At 66.2% G+C, this 22,677-nt stretch carries 19 protein-coding genes; 12 read left to right on the forward strand and 7 right to left on the reverse strand.

The window, feature by feature from the left end; genetic code table 11:
• The first annotated feature begins 15 nt into the window (after positions 1-15).
• Positions 16-447, forward strand: coding sequence for a DUF1489 domain-containing protein (locus tag RVY76_RS10675; protein WP_317373953.1), 432 nt, complete (start codon positions 16-18; stop codon positions 445-447).
• Positions 448-570: 123 nt separating this feature from the next.
• Positions 571-1,353, forward strand: a complete 783-nt coding sequence (locus RVY76_RS10680; RefSeq protein WP_317373955.1) for a VPLPA-CTERM sorting domain-containing protein — start codon at positions 571-573, stop codon at positions 1,351-1,353.
• A gap of 19 nt (positions 1,354-1,372) precedes the next feature.
• On the opposite strand, the gene hisG is transcribed toward RVY76_RS10680, so the two are convergent.
• The 3 genes from hisG to hisS are packed head-to-tail and all read right to left on the reverse strand — an operon-like array spanning position 1,373 to position 4,583.
• A complete protein-coding gene (gene hisG, locus RVY76_RS10685) occupies positions 1,373-2,062 on the reverse strand; it encodes an ATP phosphoribosyltransferase (protein WP_317373957.1) in 690 nt (229 codons plus the stop codon).
• Positions 2,059-3,138 carry an ATP phosphoribosyltransferase regulatory subunit gene (locus RVY76_RS10690; RefSeq protein ID WP_317373958.1) on the reverse strand — a complete coding sequence of 360 codons (1,080 nt, stop codon included), beginning with the start codon at positions 3,136-3,138 and terminating at the stop codon, positions 2,059-2,061. The genes hisG and RVY76_RS10690 overlap by 4 nt, the downstream gene beginning before the upstream one ends.
• Positions 3,135-4,583: a histidine--tRNA ligase gene (gene hisS, locus RVY76_RS10695; protein ID WP_317373959.1), complete on the reverse strand. Its 1,449-nt coding sequence runs from the start codon at positions 4,581-4,583 to the stop codon at positions 3,135-3,137. The genes RVY76_RS10690 and hisS overlap by 4 nt, the downstream gene beginning before the upstream one ends.
• Before the next feature lie 106 nt (positions 4,584-4,689).
• Between hisS and RVY76_RS10700 the strand changes: the two genes are divergently transcribed.
• On the forward strand, positions 4,690-4,890 hold the full coding sequence (locus RVY76_RS10700) for a SlyX family protein (RefSeq protein WP_317373960.1): 201 nt from the start codon (positions 4,690-4,692) through the stop codon (positions 4,888-4,890).
• Between the two features lie 4 nt (positions 4,891-4,894).
• On the opposite strand, the gene RVY76_RS10705 is transcribed toward RVY76_RS10700, so the two are convergent.
• Positions 4,895-5,458: a hypothetical protein gene (locus RVY76_RS10705; protein ID WP_317373961.1), complete on the reverse strand. Its 564-nt coding sequence runs from the start codon at positions 5,456-5,458 to the stop codon at positions 4,895-4,897.
• Complete coding sequence (gene dnaE, locus RVY76_RS10710; protein WP_317373963.1) at positions 5,455-9,054, reverse strand: DNA polymerase III subunit alpha; 3,600 nt, start codon at positions 9,052-9,054, stop codon at positions 5,455-5,457. The genes RVY76_RS10705 and dnaE overlap by 4 nt, the downstream gene beginning before the upstream one ends.
• A gap of 240 nt (positions 9,055-9,294) precedes the next feature.
• Here dnaE and xdhA point away from each other — a divergent pair, with 240 nt between their 5' ends.
• The 7 genes from xdhA (at position 9,295) to RVY76_RS10745 (ending at position 18,672) form a co-directional block, all read left to right on the forward strand.
• Positions 9,295-10,779 (forward strand): xanthine dehydrogenase small subunit, encoded by a 1,485-nt coding sequence (xdhA, locus tag RVY76_RS10715; protein WP_317373965.1) that lies wholly within the window; start codon positions 9,295-9,297, stop codon positions 10,777-10,779.
• The gene (locus RVY76_RS10720; RefSeq protein ID WP_317373966.1) at positions 10,776-13,235 is read left to right on the forward strand and encodes a xanthine dehydrogenase molybdopterin binding subunit; all 2,460 of its coding nucleotides are present in this window, start codon (positions 10,776-10,778) and stop codon (positions 13,233-13,235) included. Before xdhA ends, RVY76_RS10720 begins: the two co-directional genes overlap by 4 nt.
• Positions 13,232-13,969 carry a xanthine dehydrogenase accessory protein XdhC gene (gene xdhC, locus RVY76_RS10725; RefSeq protein WP_317373967.1) on the forward strand — a complete coding sequence of 246 codons (738 nt, stop codon included), beginning with the start codon at positions 13,232-13,234 and terminating at the stop codon, positions 13,967-13,969. The genes RVY76_RS10720 and xdhC overlap by 4 nt, the downstream gene beginning before the upstream one ends.
• Positions 13,966-15,483 (forward strand): ABC transporter ATP-binding protein, encoded by a 1,518-nt coding sequence (locus RVY76_RS10730; RefSeq protein ID WP_317373968.1) that lies wholly within the window; start codon positions 13,966-13,968, stop codon positions 15,481-15,483. The genes xdhC and RVY76_RS10730 overlap by 4 nt, the downstream gene beginning before the upstream one ends.
• 48 nt (positions 15,484-15,531) lie before the next feature.
• On the forward strand, positions 15,532-16,617 hold the full coding sequence (locus RVY76_RS10735) for an ABC transporter permease (RefSeq protein WP_317373969.1): 1,086 nt from the start codon (positions 15,532-15,534) through the stop codon (positions 16,615-16,617).
• Positions 16,618-16,681: 64 nt separating this feature from the next.
• The gene (locus RVY76_RS10740; RefSeq protein WP_317376755.1) at positions 16,682-17,569 is read left to right on the forward strand and encodes an ABC transporter permease; all 888 of its coding nucleotides are present in this window, start codon (positions 16,682-16,684) and stop codon (positions 17,567-17,569) included.
• A gap of 26 nt (positions 17,570-17,595) precedes the next feature.
• Complete coding sequence (locus RVY76_RS10745) at positions 17,596-18,672, forward strand: BMP family ABC transporter substrate-binding protein (RefSeq protein ID WP_317373970.1); 1,077 nt, start codon at positions 17,596-17,598, stop codon at positions 18,670-18,672.
• Positions 18,673-18,724: 52 nt separating this feature from the next.
• Here RVY76_RS10745 and RVY76_RS10750 read toward each other — a convergent pair whose 3' ends face one another.
• Positions 18,725-19,174 carry a BLUF domain-containing protein gene (locus RVY76_RS10750; RefSeq protein WP_317373971.1) on the reverse strand — a complete coding sequence of 150 codons (450 nt, stop codon included), beginning with the start codon at positions 19,172-19,174 and terminating at the stop codon, positions 18,725-18,727.
• A 164-nt stretch (positions 19,175-19,338) separates the two neighbouring features.
• Between RVY76_RS10750 and RVY76_RS10755 the strand changes: the two genes are divergently transcribed.
• Entirely contained in the window at positions 19,339-20,274 is a 936-nt protein-coding gene (locus RVY76_RS10755) for an aldo/keto reductase (protein WP_317373973.1), read from the forward strand.
• Here RVY76_RS10755 and RVY76_RS10760 read toward each other — a convergent pair.
• Positions 20,268-21,089: a hypothetical protein gene (locus RVY76_RS10760; protein ID WP_317373974.1), complete on the reverse strand. Its 822-nt coding sequence runs from the start codon at positions 21,087-21,089 to the stop codon at positions 20,268-20,270. The genes RVY76_RS10755 and RVY76_RS10760 overlap by 7 nt on opposite strands.
• Positions 21,090-21,263: 174 nt before the next feature.
• Here RVY76_RS10760 and RVY76_RS10765 point away from each other — a divergent pair, with 174 nt between their 5' ends.
• Positions 21,264-22,667, forward strand: a complete 1,404-nt coding sequence (locus RVY76_RS10765) for an aspartate aminotransferase family protein (RefSeq protein ID WP_317373975.1) — start codon at positions 21,264-21,266, stop codon at positions 22,665-22,667.
• Positions 22,668-22,677 lie beyond the last annotated feature (10 nt).

Here is a 22,677-nt window from a genome sequence, read left to right on the forward strand (position 1 = left end):
GCGGACTGGGCGAGAATGACGGCAAAAGTTCACCTTCTGAAGCTCAGCGTCGGTTCCGAGAGCGTCGAGGGCCTTCGCGACTGGCAGACGCGCAGATCCGGCCAGCGCAAGGATGGCCGTTATTTCCATATCACCCGCATGTGGCCCAAGCGCGAGGCCGAGCTTCTCGATGGCGGCTCGATCTACTGGGTAATCCAGCGCGTCATCCAGGCCCGACAGCGTATCACCGCGCTGGAGGAGATCCACGGAGAAGACGGGATCAGGCGTTGCGCGATCTTCCTCGACCCCGAAATTGTCCGGGTCGAGGCCGTACCCCGCCGACCTTTCCAGGGTTGGCGATATCTCGACCCGAAGGACGCACCGCGCGACTTAGCCCCCGCTCGGCAGGGAGAGCAGGACCTTCCTCCCGAACTCGTTGCCGCGCTATCCGAAATCGGGGTGCGCTGAATCTTTCGGTTAATAAAAGTTAACGCCGCCGAAACTCCATGGTTAACGCATTCGTGTCTTCTGCGTGAGGGACCGGTTCCAGGCACTTGCCCGGCCGCATCCATCCAATCAGGGAGAGTCCATATGAAACGCCATCTCATCGCGCTTGCCGCAACGACTGCGGCGCTCGCCGCGCCGGCGATCGGTCACGCAACGACGACGTCGTATGTCGCCGTGTTGAAAGAGCTGAACAATTCCGGCGTCTCGGGCCGCGTGAACTTCTTCGTCGAGGACTCGGTCCTGCGTGTCGAGGCCGATATCCGCGGCCTCGTGCCATCGCTGCCCCATGTCAATCACATCCACGGTCGCTTCAACGAGGATGGCACTCCTCGCAAATCCCTCTTTCCGGGGACCGAGCAGGATATCGCAGATGCAGGGTTCGCCGTTGATGGCGACGGCCTCGCCGAGGTCTTCGAGGCCGCTCCGCTTTACGGTGACGTGCTGCTGTCGCTCGAGAACCCCGAGCCGCGTCCGGGCATGGGCAACTTCCACCAGGGCCCCGTGGCAGATGCGGACGGCAATCTGAACTACAGCTACACGTTCAGCCTGCTCGATCCGGATCCGACGGACGCAACCGACGACCCGTTCTTTTCCACGGTCGGCGGCCCGGACTACCAGCCATCGGACATCTTTCCGCTCGACCTGCGCGAATACGTCATCCACGGGGCCTTCGTGCCGGGATCGACGTTGAACGAAGGCTTTTCCTTCGTGCCGGGAACGGAACGGGCCGACGGTACCGGCTATTCGGCTACCCTGCCCGTCGCCGCGGCGCAGATCTCGGCAGTCCCGCTGCCCGCGGGCGCGCTACTTCTGCTGACGGGTCTCGGCGGCCTCGGCTACGTCCGCAAGCGGCGCAAGGCCGCCTGACCGGACCGACGATCCCGATCTAGAGATCGAGCCTCGCCTGCAACCGGGCGAGGCTCTTTCGTGTCGGTTCGTCCCATTCCGCCGTGCGCGAACGGAAGAGCGTCGCCTGACTGGCAAGGACCGGTCCGTCCGACAGCATCCGCAGATGGTTCGCCCTGAGCGTATCGCCGGTCGAGGTGATGTCGGCAATGGCCTCGGCCGTCTCGTTGCGCACGGTGCCCTCGGTCGCACCCTGGCTGTCGACGAGCTGGTAATCCGCCACGCCTTTCTCCCGGAGGTAGTCCCGCATCAGGCGATGATATTTGGTCGCGATCCTGAGCCGCATCCCGTGCCGGGCGCGAAAGGCAGCCGCCGCCGCGTCGAGATCGTCGATCGTGTCCACATCCACCCAGAATTGCGGTACGGCGATTACCAGATCGGCCTGCCCGAACCCCATGAGGGCGAGTTCCTCGACGCGTCCGCTCCAGCCTGCGAGGCGTTCGCGCACCAGATCGGTTCCAGTGACGCCCAGATGGATCCGCCCAGCGGCAAGCTCACGCGGAATCTCTCCCGCGGACAGCAGGACGAGCGATACGCCGTCGACGCCCGAGACCTCGCCTGCATATTCGCGATCCTCTGGCTTCTCCATTTCGACGCCGCGCGCGCCGAACCATTCGAAGGTCTTCTCCATGAGCCGACCCTTCGAGGGGACGCCGAGCTTGAGCATCACGCCCCCCCTTCGAGCATCACGGCCGGGCGGATGACCCCGCCCACCGCACGGATCCCGTCCGCTCCGCCCAGCGCGCGCGTTAGCGCGTCGTAGCGCCCCCCGGTAGCGAGCGGTGGCAGATCCGGTCGATTTGGAAGCTGGAAGGTAAAGACGAAGCCATCGTAATATTCCATCGTACTGCGCCCGTGGCTTCCTTCGAAGGACAGGTTTCCAACGTCGATACCCCGCGCCTCGAGCGCGGAGAGACGCTGCGCGAGCCCCTCGACCGAAGGCAGGATTGCGGGCAGATCGACGGCAATGTCGCGGAGCCGCTCGAGCGCGTCCCGCGCCGGGGCAGAAAGATCGAGTAGCCCGTCGAGGAGCGCCACGAGATTGGCCGAGAGTGGCGGCTCCTGCGCATCGGCGCGCAGGGCTTCGATCCGCTCCGCGATCTCGGCGCGTTCGCGCAAGCCGATCTCGGGGCCTGCACCCGCAAGCGGATCCTCGGAGCCCAGCAGCGCCGCCCGCGCAGGCGGCATCGGGGCCTTGCCTGCGAACCTTTCCAGCAAGGCGCGAAACCGCCTTGGCCGCCAGATATGCCGCATGAGCGCTGCCTTGCGTCGTTCGCTCGCCTCGAGTCCCGCGACGGCGGCGGTCAGGATGGCGGTGTCGCCCGTGGTGATGCGCGGTGCGAGCGGCGCAAGTTCTGCATGGATCGTCGCGAAGACTTCGGCGTCGGCCTCGGCCGCGTCGTCGCCAAAGACCTCGTATCCCGCCTGAAAATATTCGTGCGGCCGGTCGCTGTCGGTCTGACGGCGAAATATCTCGCCCGCATAGGCGTATCGCGCGGGCCCGTCGCGTGTCGCCATGTGGCGCTGTACGACCGGAACGGTGAAATCCGGCCGCAGCATCGCCTCGCCCCCATCGGGGCCCGCCGTCACGAAGGCACGGGTACGTATGTCCTCGCCATAGAGATCGAGCAGCGTCTCGGCAGGCAGAAGGATTTCGGGTTCCACCCGCTCGGCTCCGGCGGCGAGGAACGCGGCGAGCAGCCGCTCTGCCGCCTCCCGCTCGGCCGCCTTCGTCGCGCGGGTCATGCGAGGCGCTTCTGGATCTCGGCCACAAGATCGCCCAGCGCGCATTCGAACTGCGCAGGCTGATCGCGCCATTCCTCGTGGGACAGTTCGGCGGCGAGCTTCGCGCCGAGCTTCAGGTCCTTGACTTGCACGACGCCCCGAGCGGCCTCGTCCTCGCCCTGGATGATCGCGAAGGGTGCGCCACGCTTGTCGCAATACTTGAGCTGGTTGCCGAAGTTCTTCGGGTTGCCGAGATAAAGTTCGGCCCGGATGCCTGCGCGCCTCAAGGTCGCGACCATTGCCTGATAGTCGTCCAGCCGGCTCTTATCCATCACCGTCACGACGACGGGCCCGTCCACTTTGTCCGAGAACCGCCCCTGCGATTCCAGCGCGGCCAGCAGCCGGTCGACTCCGATCGACACGCCCGTCGCCGGTACCTCCTGCCCGGTGAAGCGCTTGACGAGATCGTCATACCGTCCGCCACCCGCGACCGACCCGAACCGCGCGAGATCACCGGTCAGTTCGGCCTCGTAAACGGCACCGGTGTAATAGCCGAGACCCCGGACGACAGAGGGATCGACGACGATGCGATCGGGACCATAGCCTTGCAAACTCAAAAGTTCGGAGATTTCCGCCAATTCACGAACGCCGTCGCTGCCCAGCGGCGATTGCTCGATGAGTTCATCGAGAACAGCAAGGGTTTCCTCGGCAGTCTCCCGCTTCGCATTCAGGAACCTCATGACTTTGTCGGACTGGCTCTGATCCAACCCAGCCCCTTTCGTGAAATCCCCGCTCTCGTCGCGCCGCCCTTCGCCGAGGAGCGCACGGACGCCCGCCTCGCCGAGCCGGTCGAGCTTGTCGATCGCGCGCAGTACGATACCCCTCTCGCGCTCATGCTCGGCCCCGCCGATGCCCGCGACCTCCATCACGCCGTTCAGGACCTTGCGGTTGTTGACGCGGATGACGTAATCGCCGCGCGCGATCCCCACGGCTTCGAGCGTGTCGGACAGCATTGCGCACATTTCGGCATCTGCCGCCGGTGACGCACTGCCCACGGTATCGGCATCGCATTGATAGAATTGACGGAACCGCCCTGGCCCGGGTTTCTCGTTACGCCAGACGGGGCCCATCGTGTAGCGGCGATAGGGGGACGGCAGATCGTTGCGATACTGTGCCGCAACCCGTGCCAACGGAGCTGTCATGTCGTAGCGGAGCGCAAGCCAGTCGCCGTCCTCCTCCCAGGCGAAGACGCCTTCGTTCGGGCGGTCCACGTCGGGAAGGAACTTGCCCAGCGCTTCGACCGTCTCGACGCCGCTCGTCTCCAGCGCGTCGAAGCCATAGAGGCGATAGATCCGCGCGATCTCGGCCAGCATCTCGGTGCGGCGCGTGACCTCGGACCCGAAATAGTCGCGAAACCCCTTCGGTGTCTGCGCCTTGGGGCGCGGCTGTTTCTTGACTTTGGCCATGTCGCGGGGTCCCCTGGGTCTCTCCGAACGCGCGCCCCGATTAGCCCAGCGCCCAGCCTGCTGCAAGCGATGGCCCCGGCGGGCGCTCCATGATACATGCTTCCCCATGGACCTGTCCCGCATAGAAGAGCGCATCGCGCATCTCATCCGTGCAAACGATGACCTGTCGGAGATCGTCCGCGATCAGGCCGATCGCATCGAGCTGCTCGAGCGCCGCGTGCACATGCTGATGGAGCGAGAGGCGCGTCGCGATGCCGACGACGGCGGCTCCATCCCTTTCGGCGACGAGCGACCACCCCACTGGTAGGCGTTCAACGCGATGCGGCCACCAGATCGCCCTGGTCGAGGAGAAGCTCGACCTCGGCCGGTCCGCCGAAGACCGGATAGATCGTCACGAAGGCCGCACGTCGCGTCAGTCGATCCATTCTGCCTGCCGGACAGGGCGTACGCGCACCGACGCCGCAAACACGCCCCTTGATCCGCTCGTAGGCGGTGTCGATCTCGGAATATGCGGCCCCGTTGCCGGCGGCATAGCGAACCGTCTCATGCACTGCGGGCGTACCGAAGACGACGAGCGCCGCGTTGACCTGTCGCGCGCAGCCATCGTCGAAGCCCGTGATGTATTGCGGCCGCGCGGCGGTACTGCCCGGCGCTGTGTCGATAATCCGCCAGCGGGTCCGGCCCGTATCCGGGGCGGTCTCCACCTCGGTTCCGCGCACCCGGCCGCAGACGCGGCGAACCTCCCCCGGCCCCGCGAGCGTCCCGTCGCCGCCAGACCCCACGACCGACAGATCGCCCGCCCCGTCCGAGATGGTACCGTCTGAGACACAGCCCGAAAGCGCCATCGCCAATACCAGAAGACCGGCACGCATCATATGTCCTCCACCGTCATCACACCCGAGACGGCCTTGAGCGCGCCCTTGATCTGCGGATTGACGGGGAACGCATCGCCGAGCGAGACCTCGACCTCGCCCGGCAGGTCCGGCCCCATGAGACACAGGCTCACCGGCCCCCGCGCCCGGATCCGTGCTTCCTGCTTCGCGCGTTCCAGAATCGAGGCCACGACGCCCACCGCTTCCTCGGCGTCCACGAAGATCCTGAGCCCACCGCCGATGACCCCGTCGATCGCGGTGTCGACCGGCGCGACGGAGCGGCAGAGAAGCTTCAGCTGCTCCGCCTCGATCGTCGCCTCGACCTGCATCACGACGTTCGATCCCGCTTCGAGCAGGTCGCGCGATGTCTCCAGCGTATCGGAGAACACCATCGCCTCGAAGAGGCCAGTCGGATCGCTCGCCTGCACGAAGGCGAAACGGTTGCCCTTGGCCGACTTGCGCTCCTGCCGGCCGGCGACGGTTGCGGCGATCTTCGCCGCCTGCGGACCCTCGAGCGCTTTCTGCCGCAACGCTTCCAGCGTCATCACGCCCTTGCGTTTGAGCGCCGGCATGTAATCGTCGAGCGGATGGCCGGAGAGGTAGAACCCGATCGCGGTATGCTCCTCGGCCAGGCGTTCCGCCGGCAGCCAGTCGTCGGAACGCGACAGACGCGGCTCCGGCAGGTCGTCGCCCGCATCCCCGAAAAGGGAAACCTGATTGCTCTCACGCTGCTCGTGGATGGCGGCGGAATAGGCGACAAGCGCGTCGAGGCTCTCGAAGACCCGGCGGCGGTTTGGATCGAGCTGGTCGAACGCGCCCGCCCGTGCCAGCATTTCCATCGGACGCTTGCCGACCCGCTTGAGATCCACGCGCCGCGCGAGATCGTAGAGCGTCGCGAAGGGCCGGTCGCGGCCCTTGTCCTGCTGGGCCATCATCTGCGTGACCGAAGGCTCGTCTCCGCCCATGCCGAGCGCGGGCTTCGACGCGATCTTGCCGGCCGTCTGGTCGCGTCGTGCCGCGACGATCAGACCCATCGCCTCGAGCCCGACGTTCTTGAGCGCGCCAAGCCCGTAGACCACGCGGCCTTCGCTGACCGAGAACGCCGCCTCGGACCGGTTGACGCAGGGCGGCACGATCTCGATAGCGAGGCCCCGACGCACTTCCTCGGCATAGATCGCCAGCTTGTCGGTAAGGTGGATATCGCAGTTCATGACGCCTGCCATGAACTCGACCGGGTGGTTCGCCTTGAGCCACGCGGTCTGGTAGCTCACTACCGCATAGGCTGCGGCATGCGATTTGTTGAAGCCGTAATTGGCGAACTTGTCCAGCAGGTTCCAGACCTCGAGCGCCTTGGCCTCGTCGACGCCCTTCTTCTTGGCGCCTTCGAGAAATTTCGGGCGTTCGGCATCCATGGCAGCCTGAATCTTCTTGCCCATCGCGCGGCGCAGCATGTCGGCACCGCCCAGGCTGTAACCGGCCATGTCCTGCGCGATCTGCATCACCTGTTCCTGGTAGACGATGATGCCCTGCGTCTCGTCGAGGATGTGATCGACCAGCGGGTGCAGCGTGTCGCGCTCGCTGATCTCGTTCTTCACCTCGCAATATTTCGGAATGTTCTCCATCGGGCCGGGCCGGTAGAGCGCGACGAGCGCCACGATATCCTCGATGCAGGTAGGTTTCATGCGCCTCAGCGCATCCATCATGCCCGTCGATTCCACCTGGAACACAGCGACCGTGCGCGCCTTCGCGTAGAGCTCGTAGGATTTCGGATCGTCGAGCGGGATCAGGTTCATCTGGTTCTCCGCCCCGTCGGCGGGGCGGTAGAGCTCGGACCCGTCGGGCGCGACATGGATCGGACGGCTCAGGTTGATGAGATCGACCGCGTTCTGGATCACCGTCAGCGTCTTGAGGCCCAGAAAGTCGAACTTCACGAGGCCCGCCTGCTCGACCCATTTCATGTTGAACTGCGTCGCCGGCATGTCGGATTTCGGATCGCGATAGAGCGGCACCAGCTCGTCGAGCGGCCGATCCCCGATCACGACGCCCGCCGCATGGGTCGATGCGTTCCTGAGCAGTCCTTCGACCTGCTGGCCGTATTCCAGAAGGCGCGCGACGACCTCTTCGTTTCGGGCCTCCTCGCGCAGGCGCGGTTCGTCCTGCAACGCCTTGTGGATCGAGACGGGCTTGACCCCCTCGACGGGGATCATCTTCGACAGGCGATCCACCTGGCCGTAGGGCATCTGAAGCACGCGGCCAACATCGCGCACCGCCGCCTTCGACAGGAGCGCGCCGAAGGTGATGATCTGTCCCACCTTGTCGCGACCGTATTTCTCCTGGACGTAGCGGATGACCTCCTCGCGACGATCCATGCAGAAGTCGATGTCGAAGTCGGGCATCGAGACCCGTTCGGGGTTCAGGAACCGCTCGAAAAGAAGACTGTAGCGCAGAGGATCGAGGTCGGTGATGGTGAGCGCGTAGGCAACGAGGCTGCCCGCGCCCGATCCGCGCCCCGGCCCCACGGGGATGTCGTGCTCTTTCGCCCATTTGATGAAGTCGGCAACGATCAGGAAATAGCCCGGAAAGCCCATTCCCTCGATGATGCCGAGCTCGAATTCCAGCCGCTTCTCGTAATCCTCGACTGGCGCAGCATGCGGGATCACGGCGAGCCGATCCTTGAGGCCCGCGATCGCCTGCCGCCTGAGTTCGTCCACCTCGTCGGCGGCGAAGCGCGGCAGGATCGGGTCGCGGCGCTCGGCTGCGAAGGCACATCGCCGCGCGATCTCGACGCTATTCTCGAGCGCTTCGGGCAGGTCGGCGAAGAGTGTCGCCATCTCTGCCGGGGACTTGAGATAATGCTGGGCCGTCAGCCTCCGCCGTGGCTCGTTCTGATCGACATAGGCCCCGTCGGCAATGCAGATGAGCGCGTCATGCGCCTCGTACATGTCGGGTTTCGGGAAATGCACGTCGTTCGTCGCGACCAGCGGCAGATCCATCGCGTAGGCCATTTCGACATGACCGCGCTCTGTCGCGGCCTCGGCCTCGGGCAATGCGCCGCCCTCGCCCGGATGGCGCTGCAACTCGACATAGAGCCGCCCGGGATAGATCGCGGCCAGCTCGGCCATCAGCGCCTCGGCCTTGTCCCGCGCACCCTGCCGCAGGAGCCGTCCGACAGGCCCGTCCGGCCCGCCCGACAGACAGATGAGCCCCTCGCCATGCGCGGCGAGATCCTCGAGCGTCACATGCACCACCGACCGATCCCCCCGAAGATAGAGCGCCGAGCTCAGCTTCATCAGGTTCTCGTATCCCCGCTCGCTCTGCGCGAGCAGGACCAGCGGCGCGGGCCGCGGAATCTGCCGGCCCTGCGCGGCCTCTCCGAAACCCAGGAGAGAGACTTGGCATCCGACGATCGGCTGCACCCCGGCCTCCCATGCGCCGACCGAGAATTCGAGCGCGGCGAACATGTTGTCGGTATCGGTGACCGCCACGGCGGGCATGCCCATGCCCGCGACGAGGCCCGGCAGCTTCTTCAGCCGCACGGCCCCTTCGAGGAGCGAGTACTCGGTATGGACGCGAAGATGGATGAATCGGGGATCTGACATGGCGAGAGGTTAATCCCGCCCGCGATCCGCCGAAAGGCCGGATCGGTCGAATGGGCGAAAAGGCCCGCAGCGGAAAGGATGCTTTCCGCGCGGAACATTTGGGCGGTGCACAAATCCGTTTCCGCTTGCCAATGCCGCCCGCGCGCCCCTAGCCTCGGAACAGATTGGCCCGCATGCGTTCTACGCCGCATCGAACGCATGCTCCGGCGCGGGACGACAGTAAGGCGGCAGGCAAATTCCATGCAGATCTCGTTTCTTCTCAACGGAGAGACCACCACGGTCGACGTGCCGCCCACGACGACCCTGCTCGACTGGCTGCGCGAGAGCCGCGGCCTTACCGGTACGAAGGAAGGTTGCAACGAGGGCGATTGCGGTGCCTGTTCCGTCATCGTCACCGACGAGGACGGTCCCCGCGCGCTCAATGCATGCATCCTCTTCATGGGGCAGCTTCCGGGCCGGGCCGTGCGCACGGTCGAGGGGATCTCGGGCCCCGACGGCACGCTTCATCCGGTGCAGCAGGCAATGATCGACGCTCATGGATCGCAATGCGGTTTCTGCACGCCGGGCTTCATCGCCTCGATGGCCTGCGCGCATCTGCAAGGTGCCACGGACCACGACGACAGGCTCGCGGGCAATCTCTGCCGCTGTACGGGCTATGCGCCAATCATCCGCGCGGCCAGGGCTGCCGAAAGCGCGGCCGTGCCCGGCTGGATGCGCGACCAGCCCCCTGGCGAAGATGGAAATGAAGTTTCCCCCGGCGAGGCGAATAACGAGCCCGCCCCGTCGCATTCCGACGTGACAGCCGATTGGGGCCATCGCGATCCCGTCGCAGGAACCGGAGCGTCGGCCGCAGGCGATCCCGGGCAAGGCGGCGGGGCCTTCCGCCCGCGCAGCACCGACGCCCTGGCCGAGTGGTACGCCGCGAACCCCGGCACGACGCTCGTTGCGGGGGCAACCGATGTGGGATTGTGGGTGACGAAGGGGCTCAGGGATCTGGGCACCGTCGCCTTCCTGAACGGCATCGAAGAGATGCGGCGGATCGAGGAGACGGGCGACGGTCTTTGCGTCGGGGCGGGCGCGACCATCGCCGCGTTGCGCGGTGTAGTCGCAGGGCGCTATCCCGCGCTGGCCGAACTTCTCAGACGTTTCGGATCGCAGCAGGTGCGCGAAGCCGCGACGATCGGCGGCAACATCGCCAATGGATCGCCCATCGGCGACGGAGCCCCCGCCCTCATCGCGCTCGGCGCGCGGCTGCATCTGAGGCAGGGCGATGCACGACGCGAAATCCCGCTCGAGGACTTCTTCCTAGATTACGGCAAGCAGGACCGTCGACCGGGCGAGTTCGTCGAGGCGCTGACAATCCCGCACCGCGACGGACGCCTCGCCTGCGAGAAGGTGTCGAAGCGGTTCGACCAGGACATCTCGACGCTCTGCGGTTGTTTCTACGTGGAGATGGATGGCGGGGCCGTAAGGCTCGCCCGGCTCGCCTTCGGCGGGATGGCCGGAACGCCCAAGCGCGCAAGATCGGCCGAGGCCGCGCTCGAAGGACGGAGCCTCGTCGACGGGCTTGCCGGGGCGAAGGCCGCGCTGGCCGAAGATTTCACCCCGCTTTCGGACATGCGGGGATCGGCGGCCTATCGGCTCGACGCGGCGCGTGGTCTGCTCGCGCGGTTCTGCGAGGGTGAAGGCGCCCTGCCCCGTCACGTGCTGGAGATCCGGGCATGAGCGTCGCGCATCCCCTGCCCCACGATTCGGCGCGCGCGCATGTGACCGGATCGGCACGTTACATCGACGACATCCCCACACCTGCCAATTGCCTGCATCTGGCCTTCGGCTTGTCGGACGTCGCCCACGGGCGGATCGTTTCGGTCGATCTCGACGCAGTGCGCGCCGCACCGGGCGTCATCGCCGTGATGGAGGCGCGGGATCTGCCTTTCGCCAACGACGTCTCGCCTTCGATACACGACGAGCCGTTGCTGGCCGAAGGCCATGTCCACTACATGGGTCAGCCGATCTTCGTCGTAGCTGCCACATCGCATCTTCTGGCGCGGAAGGCCGCACGGCAGGCGAAGATCGAGATCGAGGCGCTTCCCGCGATCCTCGACATCGATGCGGCGCTCGCCGCCGATGCGCGGTTCGAGGACGGCCCCCGGATCTATGCGAAGGGGGACGCAGCCAAGGCAATCGGCGATGCACCGCAGGCGCTTTCAGGGCGGATCGAGATCGGCGGTCAGGAGCATTTCTACCTCGAGGGCCAGGCCGCGCTCGCCCTTCCGCAGGAGGATGCGGGAATGGTCGTGCATTCCTCCTCGCAGCACCCGACCGAAATCCAGCACAAGGTCGCCGAGGCGCTGAGCCTGCCGATGAGCGCCGTGCGCGTCGAAGTCCGGAGGATGGGTGGCGGTTTCGGCGGCAAGGAAAGCCAGGGCAATGCGCTGGCCGTCGCCTGCGCGGTCATGGCCGCCCTGACCGGTCGTCCGGTCAAGATGCGCTACGATCGCGACGACGACATGGTGGTCACCGGCAAGCGGCACGATTTCCGAATCGACTACGAGGTCGGCTTCGATGACGACGGACGTGTCAGGGGCATCGACTTCGTGCAATATGCACGCTGCGGCTGGGCGCAAGATCTGTCGCTCGCCGTGGCCGACCGGGCCATGCTGCATGCCGACAACGCCTATCATCTGGAACATGCACGGATCACGTCGCACCGGCTCAGGACGAACACGCAATCGGCCACTGCCTTCCGCGGCTTCGGCGGTCCGCAAGGCATGGTCGGAATCGAACGGGTGATGGACGAGATCGCCCATCATCTCCGGCGCGACCCTCTGGAGGTGAGGCGCGCCAACTTCTATGCGCCGGCGCGGGAGGAGACTGCGGGACCGGGGGGCCAGCCCCCCGGAGCCCCCCGGAGTATTTCGAGACAGATGAAGGAGGAGGCCGGCCGCGTGGGCGGCGAGACGCCACTGCATGGCGAGGGGGACGTGGCGAGCCGCGGCGCGCTTGGGGACCGGGCCGAGCCCGTGGGACCGGTCGCCGAGCCGAGGGGCGTGCAGACGACGCCCTATCACATGGGGGTGACCGATTTCATCCTGCATGAGATGGTCGACCGCCTGATCGAGACCTCGGATTATCGCGCGCGGCGACAGGCCGTCGCGGAGTGGAATGCGGGAAACGAGGTGCTGAAGAAGGGGATCGCGCTGACGCCGGTGAAATTCGGGATCTCGTTCACGCTGACGCATCTCAATCAGGCGGGCGCGCTGGTCCATGTCTATCAGGACGGGTCGGTCCATCTGAACCATGGCGGGACCGAGATGGGACAGGGCCTGCACCAGAAGGTGCGTCAGGTCGCCGCCGAGCGGTTCGGCATCGATGCCGATCACGTGCGGATCAGCGCGACGGATACAGGCAAGGTCCCGAACACGAGCGCGACAGCCGCGTCCTCGGGGGCGGATCTGAACGGCATGGCGGTCGCTGCGGCCTGCGACACGATCCGGGAACGGATCGCGGAGTTCCTGGCCGTTCTCCATCAGGCCGATCCAGACAAGGTGCGGTTCGCCGATGGCCATGTCGTGGTGGGGGGCGAAAGCTACGATTTCGCACGGGCGGTGACGCTCGCCTATCAGGGCCGGGTGAGCCTTTCGGCCACAGGGTTCTACCGCACGCCGGATCTCGACTGGGATCGGATCGCAGGACGCGGGCGGCCGTTCTTCTACTTCGCCTACGGCGCGGCGGTCAGCGAGGTCGCGATCGACACGCGGACCGGCGAAAACCGGATCCTGAGGGCGGATATTCTGCACGATGCGGGACGATCTCTGAATCCCGCGCTCGATATCGGGCAGATCGAAGGAGGCTTCGTGCAGGGTGCCGGATGGCTTACCACCGAGGAACTCGTCTGGGACGCGTCGGGACGGCTCATGACGCATGCCCCGTCCACCTACAAGATCCCGGCGACATCGGACCGGCCGGAGGTGTTCAACGTCGCGCTCTGGGACGGAGAGAACAAGGCCGAGACGATCTACCGCTCCAAGGCGGTGGGCGAGCCGCCGCTGATGCTCGGGATCTCGGCGCTGATGGCGCTGTCGGATGCGGTGGCATACTGCGGACCTGCCTATCCCGCCCTCGACGCACCGGCGACGGCCGAGCGGGTACTGGCCGCCGTCAAACGGGCCCGCGGATGAGCGCGATCCGCGTCACGATCGCGCGGGCGCGCGGCTCGGTACCGCGCGCGGCGGGCACATCGATGCTGGTCGATGTGCATGGCATTCGCGGCACGATCGGGGGCGGTGCGCTCGAATGGTCCGCGATGACGGAGGCGCGTGCGATGCTGGCCGAAGGTCGTCGGAGCGCAGAGCGTCTGGTGCCGCTCGGCCCCGCCCTCGGGCAATGCTGCGGCGGTGCCGTGACGCTGCGCTTCGAGCGGGCGGAGGATACGACCGAACTCGCGCGACCGCTGTGGATCTGGGGGGCTGGGCATGTGGGACGCGCGCTCGTCTCGGTGCTGGGTCCGTTCGAGGATCTGGCGATCACCTGGATCGACGATGCGGAAGACCGCTTCCCCGACGTGCCGGAGAACGTCATGCGACTGGTGGCGGCCGAGATGCCGGTGGCCGCACGGCATGCGCCTGCCGAGGCCGAACATCTGATCGTCACATACAGCCATGAGATCGATCTGGCACTCTGCCACGCTCTCTTAAGTCGGACGACGGGCCAGATCGGTCTGATCGGCTCCGCGACGAAATGGGCGCGGTTCCGTGCGCGGCTCGGGGCTCTCGGGCATGGGCCATCCGCGATCGCGAGGATCCGCTGCCCGATCGGGGATCCGAGCCTGGGCAAGCATCCGCAGGCGATCGCCGTGGGTGTCGCGGCCAGGATGCTGCGCGCGCCCGCAATGGCCGAAAGGGATGCCGGATGAGCACGCCTCTTCTCGAGATCCGCGGCTTGACCAAGGCCTATCCCGGGGTGGTGGCCAACGAGGACGTGTCCTTCGCGATCGCGCCTGGCCAGATCCACGCGCTTCTGGGCGAGAACGGCGCAGGCAAGTCGACGCTCGTCAAGATGATCTACGGGCTCGTTCGGCCGGATGCGGGAGAAATGCGGCTCGGCGGCGCGCGCCACGCGCCCGACACGCCGCTCGCCGCTCGCGAGGCGGGCGTGACGATGGTGTTCCAGCACTTTTCACTCTTCGATGCGCTCGACGTGGCAGAGAACGTTGCACTCGGCATGGCCGATCCACCCCCGCGCCGCCTGCTCGCCGAACGGATCAGAACCGTCAGCCGCGATTACGGATTGCCTCTCGAGCCGGGGCGTATCGTCGGCGATCTGAGCGCGGGCGAGCGGCAGCGGGTCGAGATCGTCCGCTGTCTGCTGCAATCGCCGAAGATCCTCGTCATGGACGAGCCTACCAGCGTGCTGACGCCGCAGGAGGTCGCCATCCTCTTCGCCACGCTGCGCAAGCTGTCGTCCGAGGGGACCGCGATTCTCTACATCTCGCACAAGCTCGAGGAGATCCGCAGCCTCTGCGACGCCGCGACAATTCTCCGGCGGGGGCGCGTCGTCGGGCGGTGCGATCCGCGCGAATCTTCGGCACGGGAACTTGCCGAGATGATGGTCGGCAGCACGCTCGCCGCCCCCGCGAGCGCCCAACGCAAAACCGGCGAGGTCCTTCTTGAAGTCGATGGGCTGAGCCTGCCGCCGGCACATGCCTTCGGCACCCCGCTCCGCGATGTGACACTCAGGCTTTCGGCGGGCGAGGTTCTGGGGATCGGCGGCGTTGCGGGCAACGGTCAGGACGAGCTTCTGGCCGCACTTTCGGGCGAACGGCTATCACCGAAGGGGAACGTGCGGATCGGCGGACGCGACATCTCGCGCCTCGGACCCGAGGCGCGTCGGGTGGAGGGGCTGCTCTCGGCCCCCGAAGAGCGGCTCGGCCATGCCGCGGCACCCGACATGTCTCTGACCGAGAACGCGCTCCTGACCGCGCGGACGCGGCGCGGATTGACACGCAGCGGCTTCGTCGGCTGGGCCGGCACCGCAGCCTTCGCTCGTGAGGTCATCGCGACGTTCGACGTGCGTACGCCAAGCGAGCGGGTCGCGGCACGATCGCTTTCGGGAGGCAACCTTCAGAAATTCGTAATCGGCCGCGAGGTGCTCCAGGAACCCCGCGTTCTCGTCGTCAATCAACCCACCTGGGGCGTCGATGCGGCGGCTGCGGCCGCGATCCGGCAGGCGCTTCTCGATCTCGCCGCACGCGGTGCCGGAGTGATCGTGATCTCGCAGGATCTCGATGAGATCGTCGAGATTTCGGACCGTTTCGCCGCACTGAACGAGGGGCGGCTGAGCGTGCCGGTGCCGACCGCGACCCTCGATGTCGAGCGGATCGGCCTGATGCTGGGCGGCGCGCACGATCTGGAGGGCGCGCATGCTTGACGGGACGGGAGAGGCGTATTTGGAAAAGCAAAGAGGAGCGGTCTCGAGATGATCGGCCTCCGGAAACGTCCCGAACCGTCGCGCGCCTGGGCCTGGGCCACGCCGGTCCTCGCAGTGGCTCTGACCCTTCTGGCCGGGGGCGCGATGTTCGCGGCGCTCGGAACGGATCCGGTCGCGGCGATCCGAACGATCTTCTACGACCCGCTCTTCGATCCGCAATTCGCGGCCTATTCGCGCCCGCAGCTGTTGGTGAAGGCTGCACCTCTCATCCTGATCGCGACGGGCCTCGCCATCGGGTTCCGCGCGGGCATCTGGAACATCGGGGCGGAGGGGCAGTACATCATGGGCGCGATCGCGGGGGCCGCGGCCGGTCTCGCGCTCTACCCTGTCGAGAGCCGCGCGATCTTTCCGCTGATGATCGTGGCAGGCGCGATCGGCGGATGGGCTTGGGCGATGATCCCCGCGATCCTGAAGACGCGGTTCAATACCAACGAGATTCTGGTCTCCCTCCTGCTCGTCTACGTGGCCGAGAGCCTGCTCGCCTCGATGGCGGTCGGTCCTCTCAGGAACCCCGAGGGGGGCGGATTTCCGGGCTCGCGCAACCTCGCCCGCTGGGACGCGTCGGCCAATCCGGAACTCATTGCGGGAACGGGGATGCATTGGGGCGTGGTCGCGGCGATGATCGCCGTGATCTATGCCTATATCCTGCTCAACCGGCATATCACGGGTTTCCATATACGCCTCGCAGGACAGGCCCCGAGAGCGGCCCGTTTCGCGGGCGTGCGACCGAACCGGATGATCGTCTTCTGCCTCGGGCTTTCGGGCGCGCTGGCGGGGCTCGCCGGCATCTTCGAGGTGACGGGGCCCGCCGGCCAGATCAGTATCGACTTCAACGTGGGCTACGGCTTTACGGCGATCATCGTGGCGTTCCTGGGGCGGCTCAATCCGCTGGGGATCGCGCTGGCGGGGCTCCTGATGGCGCTCACCTATATCGGGGGCGAACTCGCCTCGTTCACGCTGGGGATTCCGGTCGCGGCGATCCAGGCGTTTCAGGGGATGCTGCTTTTCTTCCTGCTGGCGGTCGACGTGCTCACGAATTATCGCATCCGCTTCGGCCGGGAGGTCGCGGCATGATCCCATCGACGGAGGCAAGGCAGTGCTAGGCTCGATCTCTCCGGAATTGCTTGTCGCCGCGTTGATGGTGGCGGCGACGCCCATTCTGCTCGCGGCTTTGGGCGAGTTGGTCGTGGAACGGGCGGGCGTCCTGAACCTCGGGGTCGAGGGGATGATGATCGTGGGGGCCATCTGCGGGTTCGCGGCGGCGGTCGAGACGGGATCGCCGGTACTGGGCTTCGCGGCGGCAGCGCTCGGGGGGGCAGCGCTCTCGCTCGTCTTCGGGGTGCTGACCCAATTCCTGCTGTCGAACCAGGTGGCAACGGGGCTCGCCCTCACGCTTTTCGGACTTGGGCTCTCCGCACTTCTTGGTCAGGGCTACGTAGGGGTGAAACCTCCCGCGACGGCCCGGCTCGATCTCGGGCCGCTCGGCGATCTGCCATTCGTGGGCCGTGTTATCTTCGGTCATGACTGGGTGGTTTATCTGAGCCTCGCGCTCACGGTCGCGATCTGGTGGTTCCTCACGCGCAGCCGTGCGGGGCTCAGGCTCCGCGCGGTCGGCGAAAGCCACGACGCGGCGCATGCGCTGGGCCTCAGGGTCAGGGCCACGCGGATGGCGGCGATCGCCTTCGGCGGCGCGATGGCCGGGCTGGGCGGGGCGTATCTGAGCCTCGTGCGGGTCCCGCAATGGACCGAGGGCATGACGGCTGGCGCGGGCTGGATCGCGCTGGCCATAGTGGTCTTCGCCTCGTGGCGGGCGGGGGGCGTTCTGATCGGTGCCTATCTCTTCGGCGGGGTGACGATCCTGCAGCTCAACCTGCAGGCGGCGGGGGCGGCCATTCCGGTCGAGTACTTGTCGATGTCCCCCTATCTGATAACGATTGCGGTATTGGTGCTCATCTCGGCGCGGGGCAACCGCCGCACCCTCGGCGCGCCTGCCGATCTGGGCCGGCAATTCCACGCGACCCGATGAGAGGCGCGATCAACAAGGGACGAGAGATGAAACGCAGAACATTCCTGGGCGCGGCTGCGACCGCCGCCCTCATCGCCACTGGCGCGACCGCGCAGGACGAGCCGCTGAAGGTCGGCTTCATCTATGTCGGCCCGGTTGGCGATGGCGGCTGGACATACGAACACGACCAGGCGCGTCAGGCGGTCGAGGCCGAATACGGCGACCGGGTCGAAACCGTCTTTCAGGAGAGTGTTCCCGAAGGCGCGGATGCCGAACGAGTGATGACGCAGATGGCGCTGAGCGGCGCGGATCTGATCTTCGCGACCTCCTTCGGTTTCATGGATCCGGTCATGAACGTGGCCGAGCGCTTTCCTGACGTTAAGTTCGAGCATGCGACAGGCTACAAGACGGCCGAGAACGTCTCGAACTACTCGGCTCGCTTCTACGAGGGGCGCGCGATCCAGGGCTACATCGCGGGCGAGATGACCGAGACGAACCAGATCGGCTACATCGCCTCGTTCCCCATTCCCGAAGTCGTGCGCGGTATCAACGCGGCGTATCTCGCCGCGTCCGAGGTCAACCCGGACGTGCAGTTCAACGTCGTATGGCTGTCGACATGGTTCGATCCCGCGCGCGAGGCCGACGCGGCGCAGGCGCTGATCGAACAGGGCGCGGACGTGATCCTGCAGCACACCGATTCCACCGCGCCCCAGGCCGCGGCAGAGGCCGCCGGCAACGTCATCACCTTCGGCCAAGCGTCGGACATGGCGGAATATGCACCTTCCCCGCGCGTGAGCTCGATCATCGACAACTGGGCTCCTTACTACATCGATCGCGTCGGTGCCGTACTCGACGGGACCTGGGAATCGCAGTCGGTCTGGCAGGGAATCGACAAGGGCATGGTCGAGATCGGCGAGATCACCGACGCGGTGCCGGAGGACGTCCGCGCCGAGGCGCAGCGCCGGATGGACGCAATCGCAAACGGCGAGATGCATCCCTTCGCGGGGCCCATCAACCGCCAGGATGGGTCGGCCTGGCTGGCAGAGGGCGAAACGGCAGACGACGCCACGCTGCTCGGAATGGATTTCTATGTCGAGGGACTGACGGGCGACATCCCGAACTGAGGCATCGCAATCCGGTCGCGGATTCCGCAACAGGACGGAATCCGCGACCTTCCTACATCCTGCGCCGGTCGGGAAATCTCCGCATGACGTCCACCGCCTGACCATCGGCGGTCGCCATCTGCATGTAGCACAGCGTTTCCGAAAGGGTGGCGACGGACAGATCGCGCTTCCGGCCGAGATCGCGGTGAAACTCGGAAAACCCGAGCGCCCCGCGCGAGGCATAGGCCATCTCCCACCCAGCGAAGAGCCGGGGCGTCATGACCCCCTGTGCGAGGATCCGCAGATCGGTATGGCGAGGATCCTGCATGATGAGCGAACGCAGGCGAAGGATGCTTTCCGTCTCCCCTTCGATGTACTGGGCGTAGTGATCGCATTCGCGGTGAAGAAAGCCGGTAATGCAGAGGTCGCGATTGCGTCCCCGCGACTTGAGATAGATCCCGACATCGTCCAGCGAGCCTTCGGACGTCGTCGCCCGCGAGATGTACATCCAACGATAGACCAAATGGGGACCTCTTCCGGCGAAATTGCTGTCAGGAAGCCACTTTCCTTGTTTCGCCAAAGCATGAAGAAATCCTCGGCTTTGCGCACGCTCTCCCCCGGCGGTACGCCGCCCACGGCGGGTCGCGGGACCTTCCTAATCGGGGTAGCGTCTGTCATCCTGCGATCATGACAGAGATCAAGACGCCAGACGGCACCGCCATTTCGTCCCTGTGCTTCGGCTGCATGCAATTCGGCGACAAGGCCGGTGAGGCGGCCAGCCGGGAGATGTATCGCGCCTGCCGCGAAGCGGGGATCAACTTCTTCGACACCGCGCATGCTTATACCGACGGCACGTCCGAGAACTGGCTGGGCCGTTTTGCGGCCGAGGAACGCGATGCGGTCGTCATCGCGAGCAAGGCGGCGTTCAAAACCGGCAGCGGACGCACCGCCCTGCGCGAAAGCCTCGACACGTCGCGCAAGCGGCTCGACCAGGATGTCATCGACATCTACTACCTCCATCGCTGGGACGACGAGACGCCGCTCGAAGAAACGTTCGAGACGCTCGCCGAGATGCAGCGCGACGGGGCGATCCGCCATATCGGCGTGTCGAACTTCGCCGCGTGGCAGGTGATGAAGGCGCAGGCCGTGGCCGCCCGGTTCGATACCCGAATCGACATCCTGCAGCCGATGTACAACCTCGTGAAGCGCCAGGCCGAAGTCGAGATCCTGCCGATGGCGATGGCCGAAGGGATCGCGGTCGTACCTTACTCGCCGTTGGGCGGCGGTCTTCTGACAGGCAAGTATCGTGCCGGCGGTCAGGGTCGCATCACCGAGAACGAGATGTATTCGGCCCGCTATGCGCAGGAATGGATGCACAACGCCGCCGCCGATCTGGCCGCGCTCGGCCGTCAGATGCGCGTCGATCCCGCGACGCTCGCCGTCGCATGGGCCGCGCGCCACCGTGGGGTCACCGCGCCCATCATAAGCGCCCGCGACGTGGAACAGTTGCGACCCTCGCTCGACGCCATTTCCTTCGGAATGGACGACGAACTCTACGAGCGGATCACCGCGCTCACGCCGACGCCGCCGCCTGCGACGGACAGGCTCGAGGAAGCTCAATAGCTCTGCGCGGCCTGCCGCCAAGCGAGAACGAAGGCCGCGAGCACGACGATCGGCAGCACGAAGAGCTTGAACACGAAGACCGCGAGGATCATCACGAAGCTCGCCACGAGGTCGTCGGCCCGGTTGTAGATACCGACCGCGAAAGTCCGGTAATCGGCAATCGACCCGAGCGAATCGCCCATGGTCGCGATCCAGCCCTCACCCCGCGCATCGTCGAGCCCCGCCGGCTCCGCGATGCCGCGGGTGATGTCGGCGATGATCGCCTGATGCCGGACCCAGACCGCGTCCGTCAGCGCGTCGGCGACCCCCGCGGCGATCACGAATGCCAGCGGCAATGCCACTGCAAGGAATGCGCCGTAACCCAGAAGCGGGCGCGACAGTGCCGCCCGTCGACCCAGCGAAAGCTCCGCAACGGCGACGCCGCAGCCGAGAGCCAGCAGCATCCATCCTCCCGTCCCCAGCGGCCCGAGCGCCACCGCCACGATCCCGGTCGCGGCCATGATCGCGAAGATCGCGCCCGCCACCCGCTCCACCGTATCGTCTATGGGCTCCAGCACCTTCAACGGCTGCACATTGCCAGAAACGAACAGCGATCCGCCGACCTCGATCTCCTGCGCTGTAGAAAGAAACGCGTTCAGCGTACGGAGCGTCACATAGGTCGCGGCCGAACTCGTCGCGACGGTCTCGGCATAGGCTTGCGCGCGACCGACGAGCGGTGCGTCACGCGCGACCACTGCAATCGCGGCCGATGCGAGCCCGAGACATAAGATGACCATCGTGCAGAAGATCCGCATCCGGTTGCCCTGTTCCCTCATCGTCCGCGTCCTCTCCTCTACCGCCCCTTCCATCCCTTGCGCCGGGCCGCAGGGAAGGCAAGCAGTGTCTCGGGGGATCAGATCGAACTGGTCCAGCGTCATATCGTGATGTAGCGTTTCCGAAGAGGTGCCGGCCCCGCGCCGCCCCGCCCCATTGCTCCCGGAGGTTCTGCCATGACCCTGCCCTTCCAGGCCAACGACCCGCGCAACGTGATCGAGGCTGACCGCGCCCACGTCTGGCACCACCTGACCCAGCATGCGCCGTATGTTTCCGCCGATATCGACCCGCGCATCATCGTCGAAGGCAAGGGCCTCAAGCTCTGGGACATCACCGGCAAGGAACATATCGACGCGGTGTCGGGCGGCGTCTGGACCGTGAACGTGGGCTATGGCCGCGAGCGCATTGCCGATGCGGTGCGCGATCAGCTCGTCCGGATGAACTTCTTCGGCGGCTCGCTCGGGTCGATCCCCGGCGCGCGCTTCGCTGAGCGTCTGGTCGAGAAGATGCCGGGCCTCTCCCGGGTCTACTACGCCAATTCGGGCTCCGAGGCGAACGAGAAGGCCTTCAAGATCGTCCGTCAGATCGCCCACAAGCGCCATGGCGGCCGCAAGCACAAGATCCTGTTCCGCGACCGCGACTATCACGGCACGACGATCGGCTGCCTCTCGGCCGGTGGCCAGCAGGAGCGCAACGCGCAATACGGCCCCTTCGCGCCCGGCTTCGTCGAGGTTCCCCATTGCCTCGAATACCGCAAGCACGAGCAGGGTCTCGAGCATCTGTCGGGCGAGGATTACGGCCGTGCCATCGCCGACGAGATCGAGAAGGTCATCCTGCGCGAGGGTGCCGATACCGTCGGCGCGCTCTGCCTCGAGCCGGTAACAGCCGGCGGCGGTGTCATCGCGCCGCCCGAAGGGTACTGGCCTCGCGTCCAGGAGATCTGCCGCAAGCACGATGTCCTGCTCATCATCGACGAGGTGGTCTGCGGGCTGGGACGCACGGGGACTTGGTTCGGATACCAGCAATACGGGATCCAGCCCGACATCGTGACGATGGCCAAAGGCGTGGCGAGCGGTTACGCCGCGATCTCGTGCTGCGTGACCACCGACGCCGTGTTCGAGATGTTTCACGACGACGCTGGCGACCCGCTCAACTATTTCCGCGACATCTCGACCTTCGGGGGCTGCACTGCCGGTCCGGCGGCAGCGCTCGAGAACATGTCGATCATCGAGGAGGAAGACCTCCTCGCGAATGTCGACCGGATGTCGGAGCGGATGCTCGGCAACCTGCATGCACTGGCCGGGAAACACCCCGCGATCGGCGACGTGCGCGGCAAGGGTCTTTTCCTCGGTGCGGAGCTCGTCTCCGACCGCGAGACGCGCGAGGTCCTGCCCGAGCCTCAGGTGCAGGCGATCGTCAAGGATTGCATGGCGCAGGGCGTCATTATCGGGGCGACCAACCGATCGGTCCCGGGGCGCAACAACACGCTCTGCTTCTCGCCGGCGCTGATCGCGACCGCGGACGAGATCGACCACATCACCGATGCCGTCGATCAGGCGATGAGCCGCGTCCTCGCCTGACCATGCCGAA

The organism is Palleronia sp. LCG004 (assembly GCF_032931615.1).
Classification (GTDB): Bacteria; Pseudomonadota; Alphaproteobacteria; order Rhodobacterales; family Rhodobacteraceae; genus Palleronia.

Excerpts from the sequence above, each read along its gene's own strand:
- xdhC (WP_317373967.1), top strand. The coding sequence starts at position 13,232 with ATGAGCGCGATCCGCGTCACGATCGCGCGGGCGCGCGGCTCGGTACCG.
- xdhA (WP_317373965.1), top strand. The coding sequence starts at position 9,295 with ATGCAGATCTCGTTTCTTCTCAACGGAGAGACCACCACGGTCGACGTG.
- RVY76_RS10765 (WP_317373975.1), top strand. The coding sequence starts at position 21,264 with ATGACCCTGCCCTTCCAGGCCAACGACCCGCGCAACGTGATCGAGGCT.
- RVY76_RS10720 (WP_317373966.1), top strand. The coding sequence starts at position 10,776 with ATGAGCGTCGCGCATCCCCTGCCCCACGATTCGGCGCGCGCGCATGTG.
- RVY76_RS10700 (WP_317373960.1), top strand. The coding sequence starts at position 4,690 with ATGGACCTGTCCCGCATAGAAGAGCGCATCGCGCATCTCATCCGTGCA.
- RVY76_RS10755 (WP_317373973.1), top strand. The coding sequence starts at position 19,339 with ATGACAGAGATCAAGACGCCAGACGGCACCGCCATTTCGTCCCTGTGC.
- RVY76_RS10675 (WP_317373953.1), top strand. The coding sequence starts at position 16 with ATGACGGCAAAAGTTCACCTTCTGAAGCTCAGCGTCGGTTCCGAGAGC.
- RVY76_RS10705 (WP_317373961.1), bottom strand. The coding sequence starts at position 5,458 with ATGATGCGTGCCGGTCTTCTGGTATTGGCGATGGCGCTTTCGGGCTGT.
- RVY76_RS10745 (WP_317373970.1), top strand. The coding sequence starts at position 17,596 with ATGAAACGCAGAACATTCCTGGGCGCGGCTGCGACCGCCGCCCTCATC.
- RVY76_RS10735 (WP_317373969.1), top strand. The coding sequence starts at position 15,532 with ATGATCGGCCTCCGGAAACGTCCCGAACCGTCGCGCGCCTGGGCCTGG.
- hisS (WP_317373959.1), bottom strand. The coding sequence starts at position 4,583 with ATGGCCAAAGTCAAGAAACAGCCGCGCCCCAAGGCGCAGACACCGAAG.
- RVY76_RS10730 (WP_317373968.1), top strand. The coding sequence starts at position 13,966 with ATGAGCACGCCTCTTCTCGAGATCCGCGGCTTGACCAAGGCCTATCCC.
- RVY76_RS10690 (WP_317373958.1), bottom strand. The coding sequence starts at position 3,138 with ATGACCCGCGCGACGAAGGCGGCCGAGCGGGAGGCGGCAGAGCGGCTG.
- RVY76_RS10740 (WP_317376755.1), top strand. The coding sequence starts at position 16,682 with ATGGTGGCGGCGACGCCCATTCTGCTCGCGGCTTTGGGCGAGTTGGTC.
- RVY76_RS10760 (WP_317373974.1), bottom strand. The coding sequence starts at position 21,089 with ATGAGGGAACAGGGCAACCGGATGCGGATCTTCTGCACGATGGTCATC.
- RVY76_RS10680 (WP_317373955.1), top strand. The coding sequence starts at position 571 with ATGAAACGCCATCTCATCGCGCTTGCCGCAACGACTGCGGCGCTCGCC.
- dnaE (WP_317373963.1), bottom strand. The coding sequence starts at position 9,054 with ATGTCAGATCCCCGATTCATCCATCTTCGCGTCCATACCGAGTACTCG.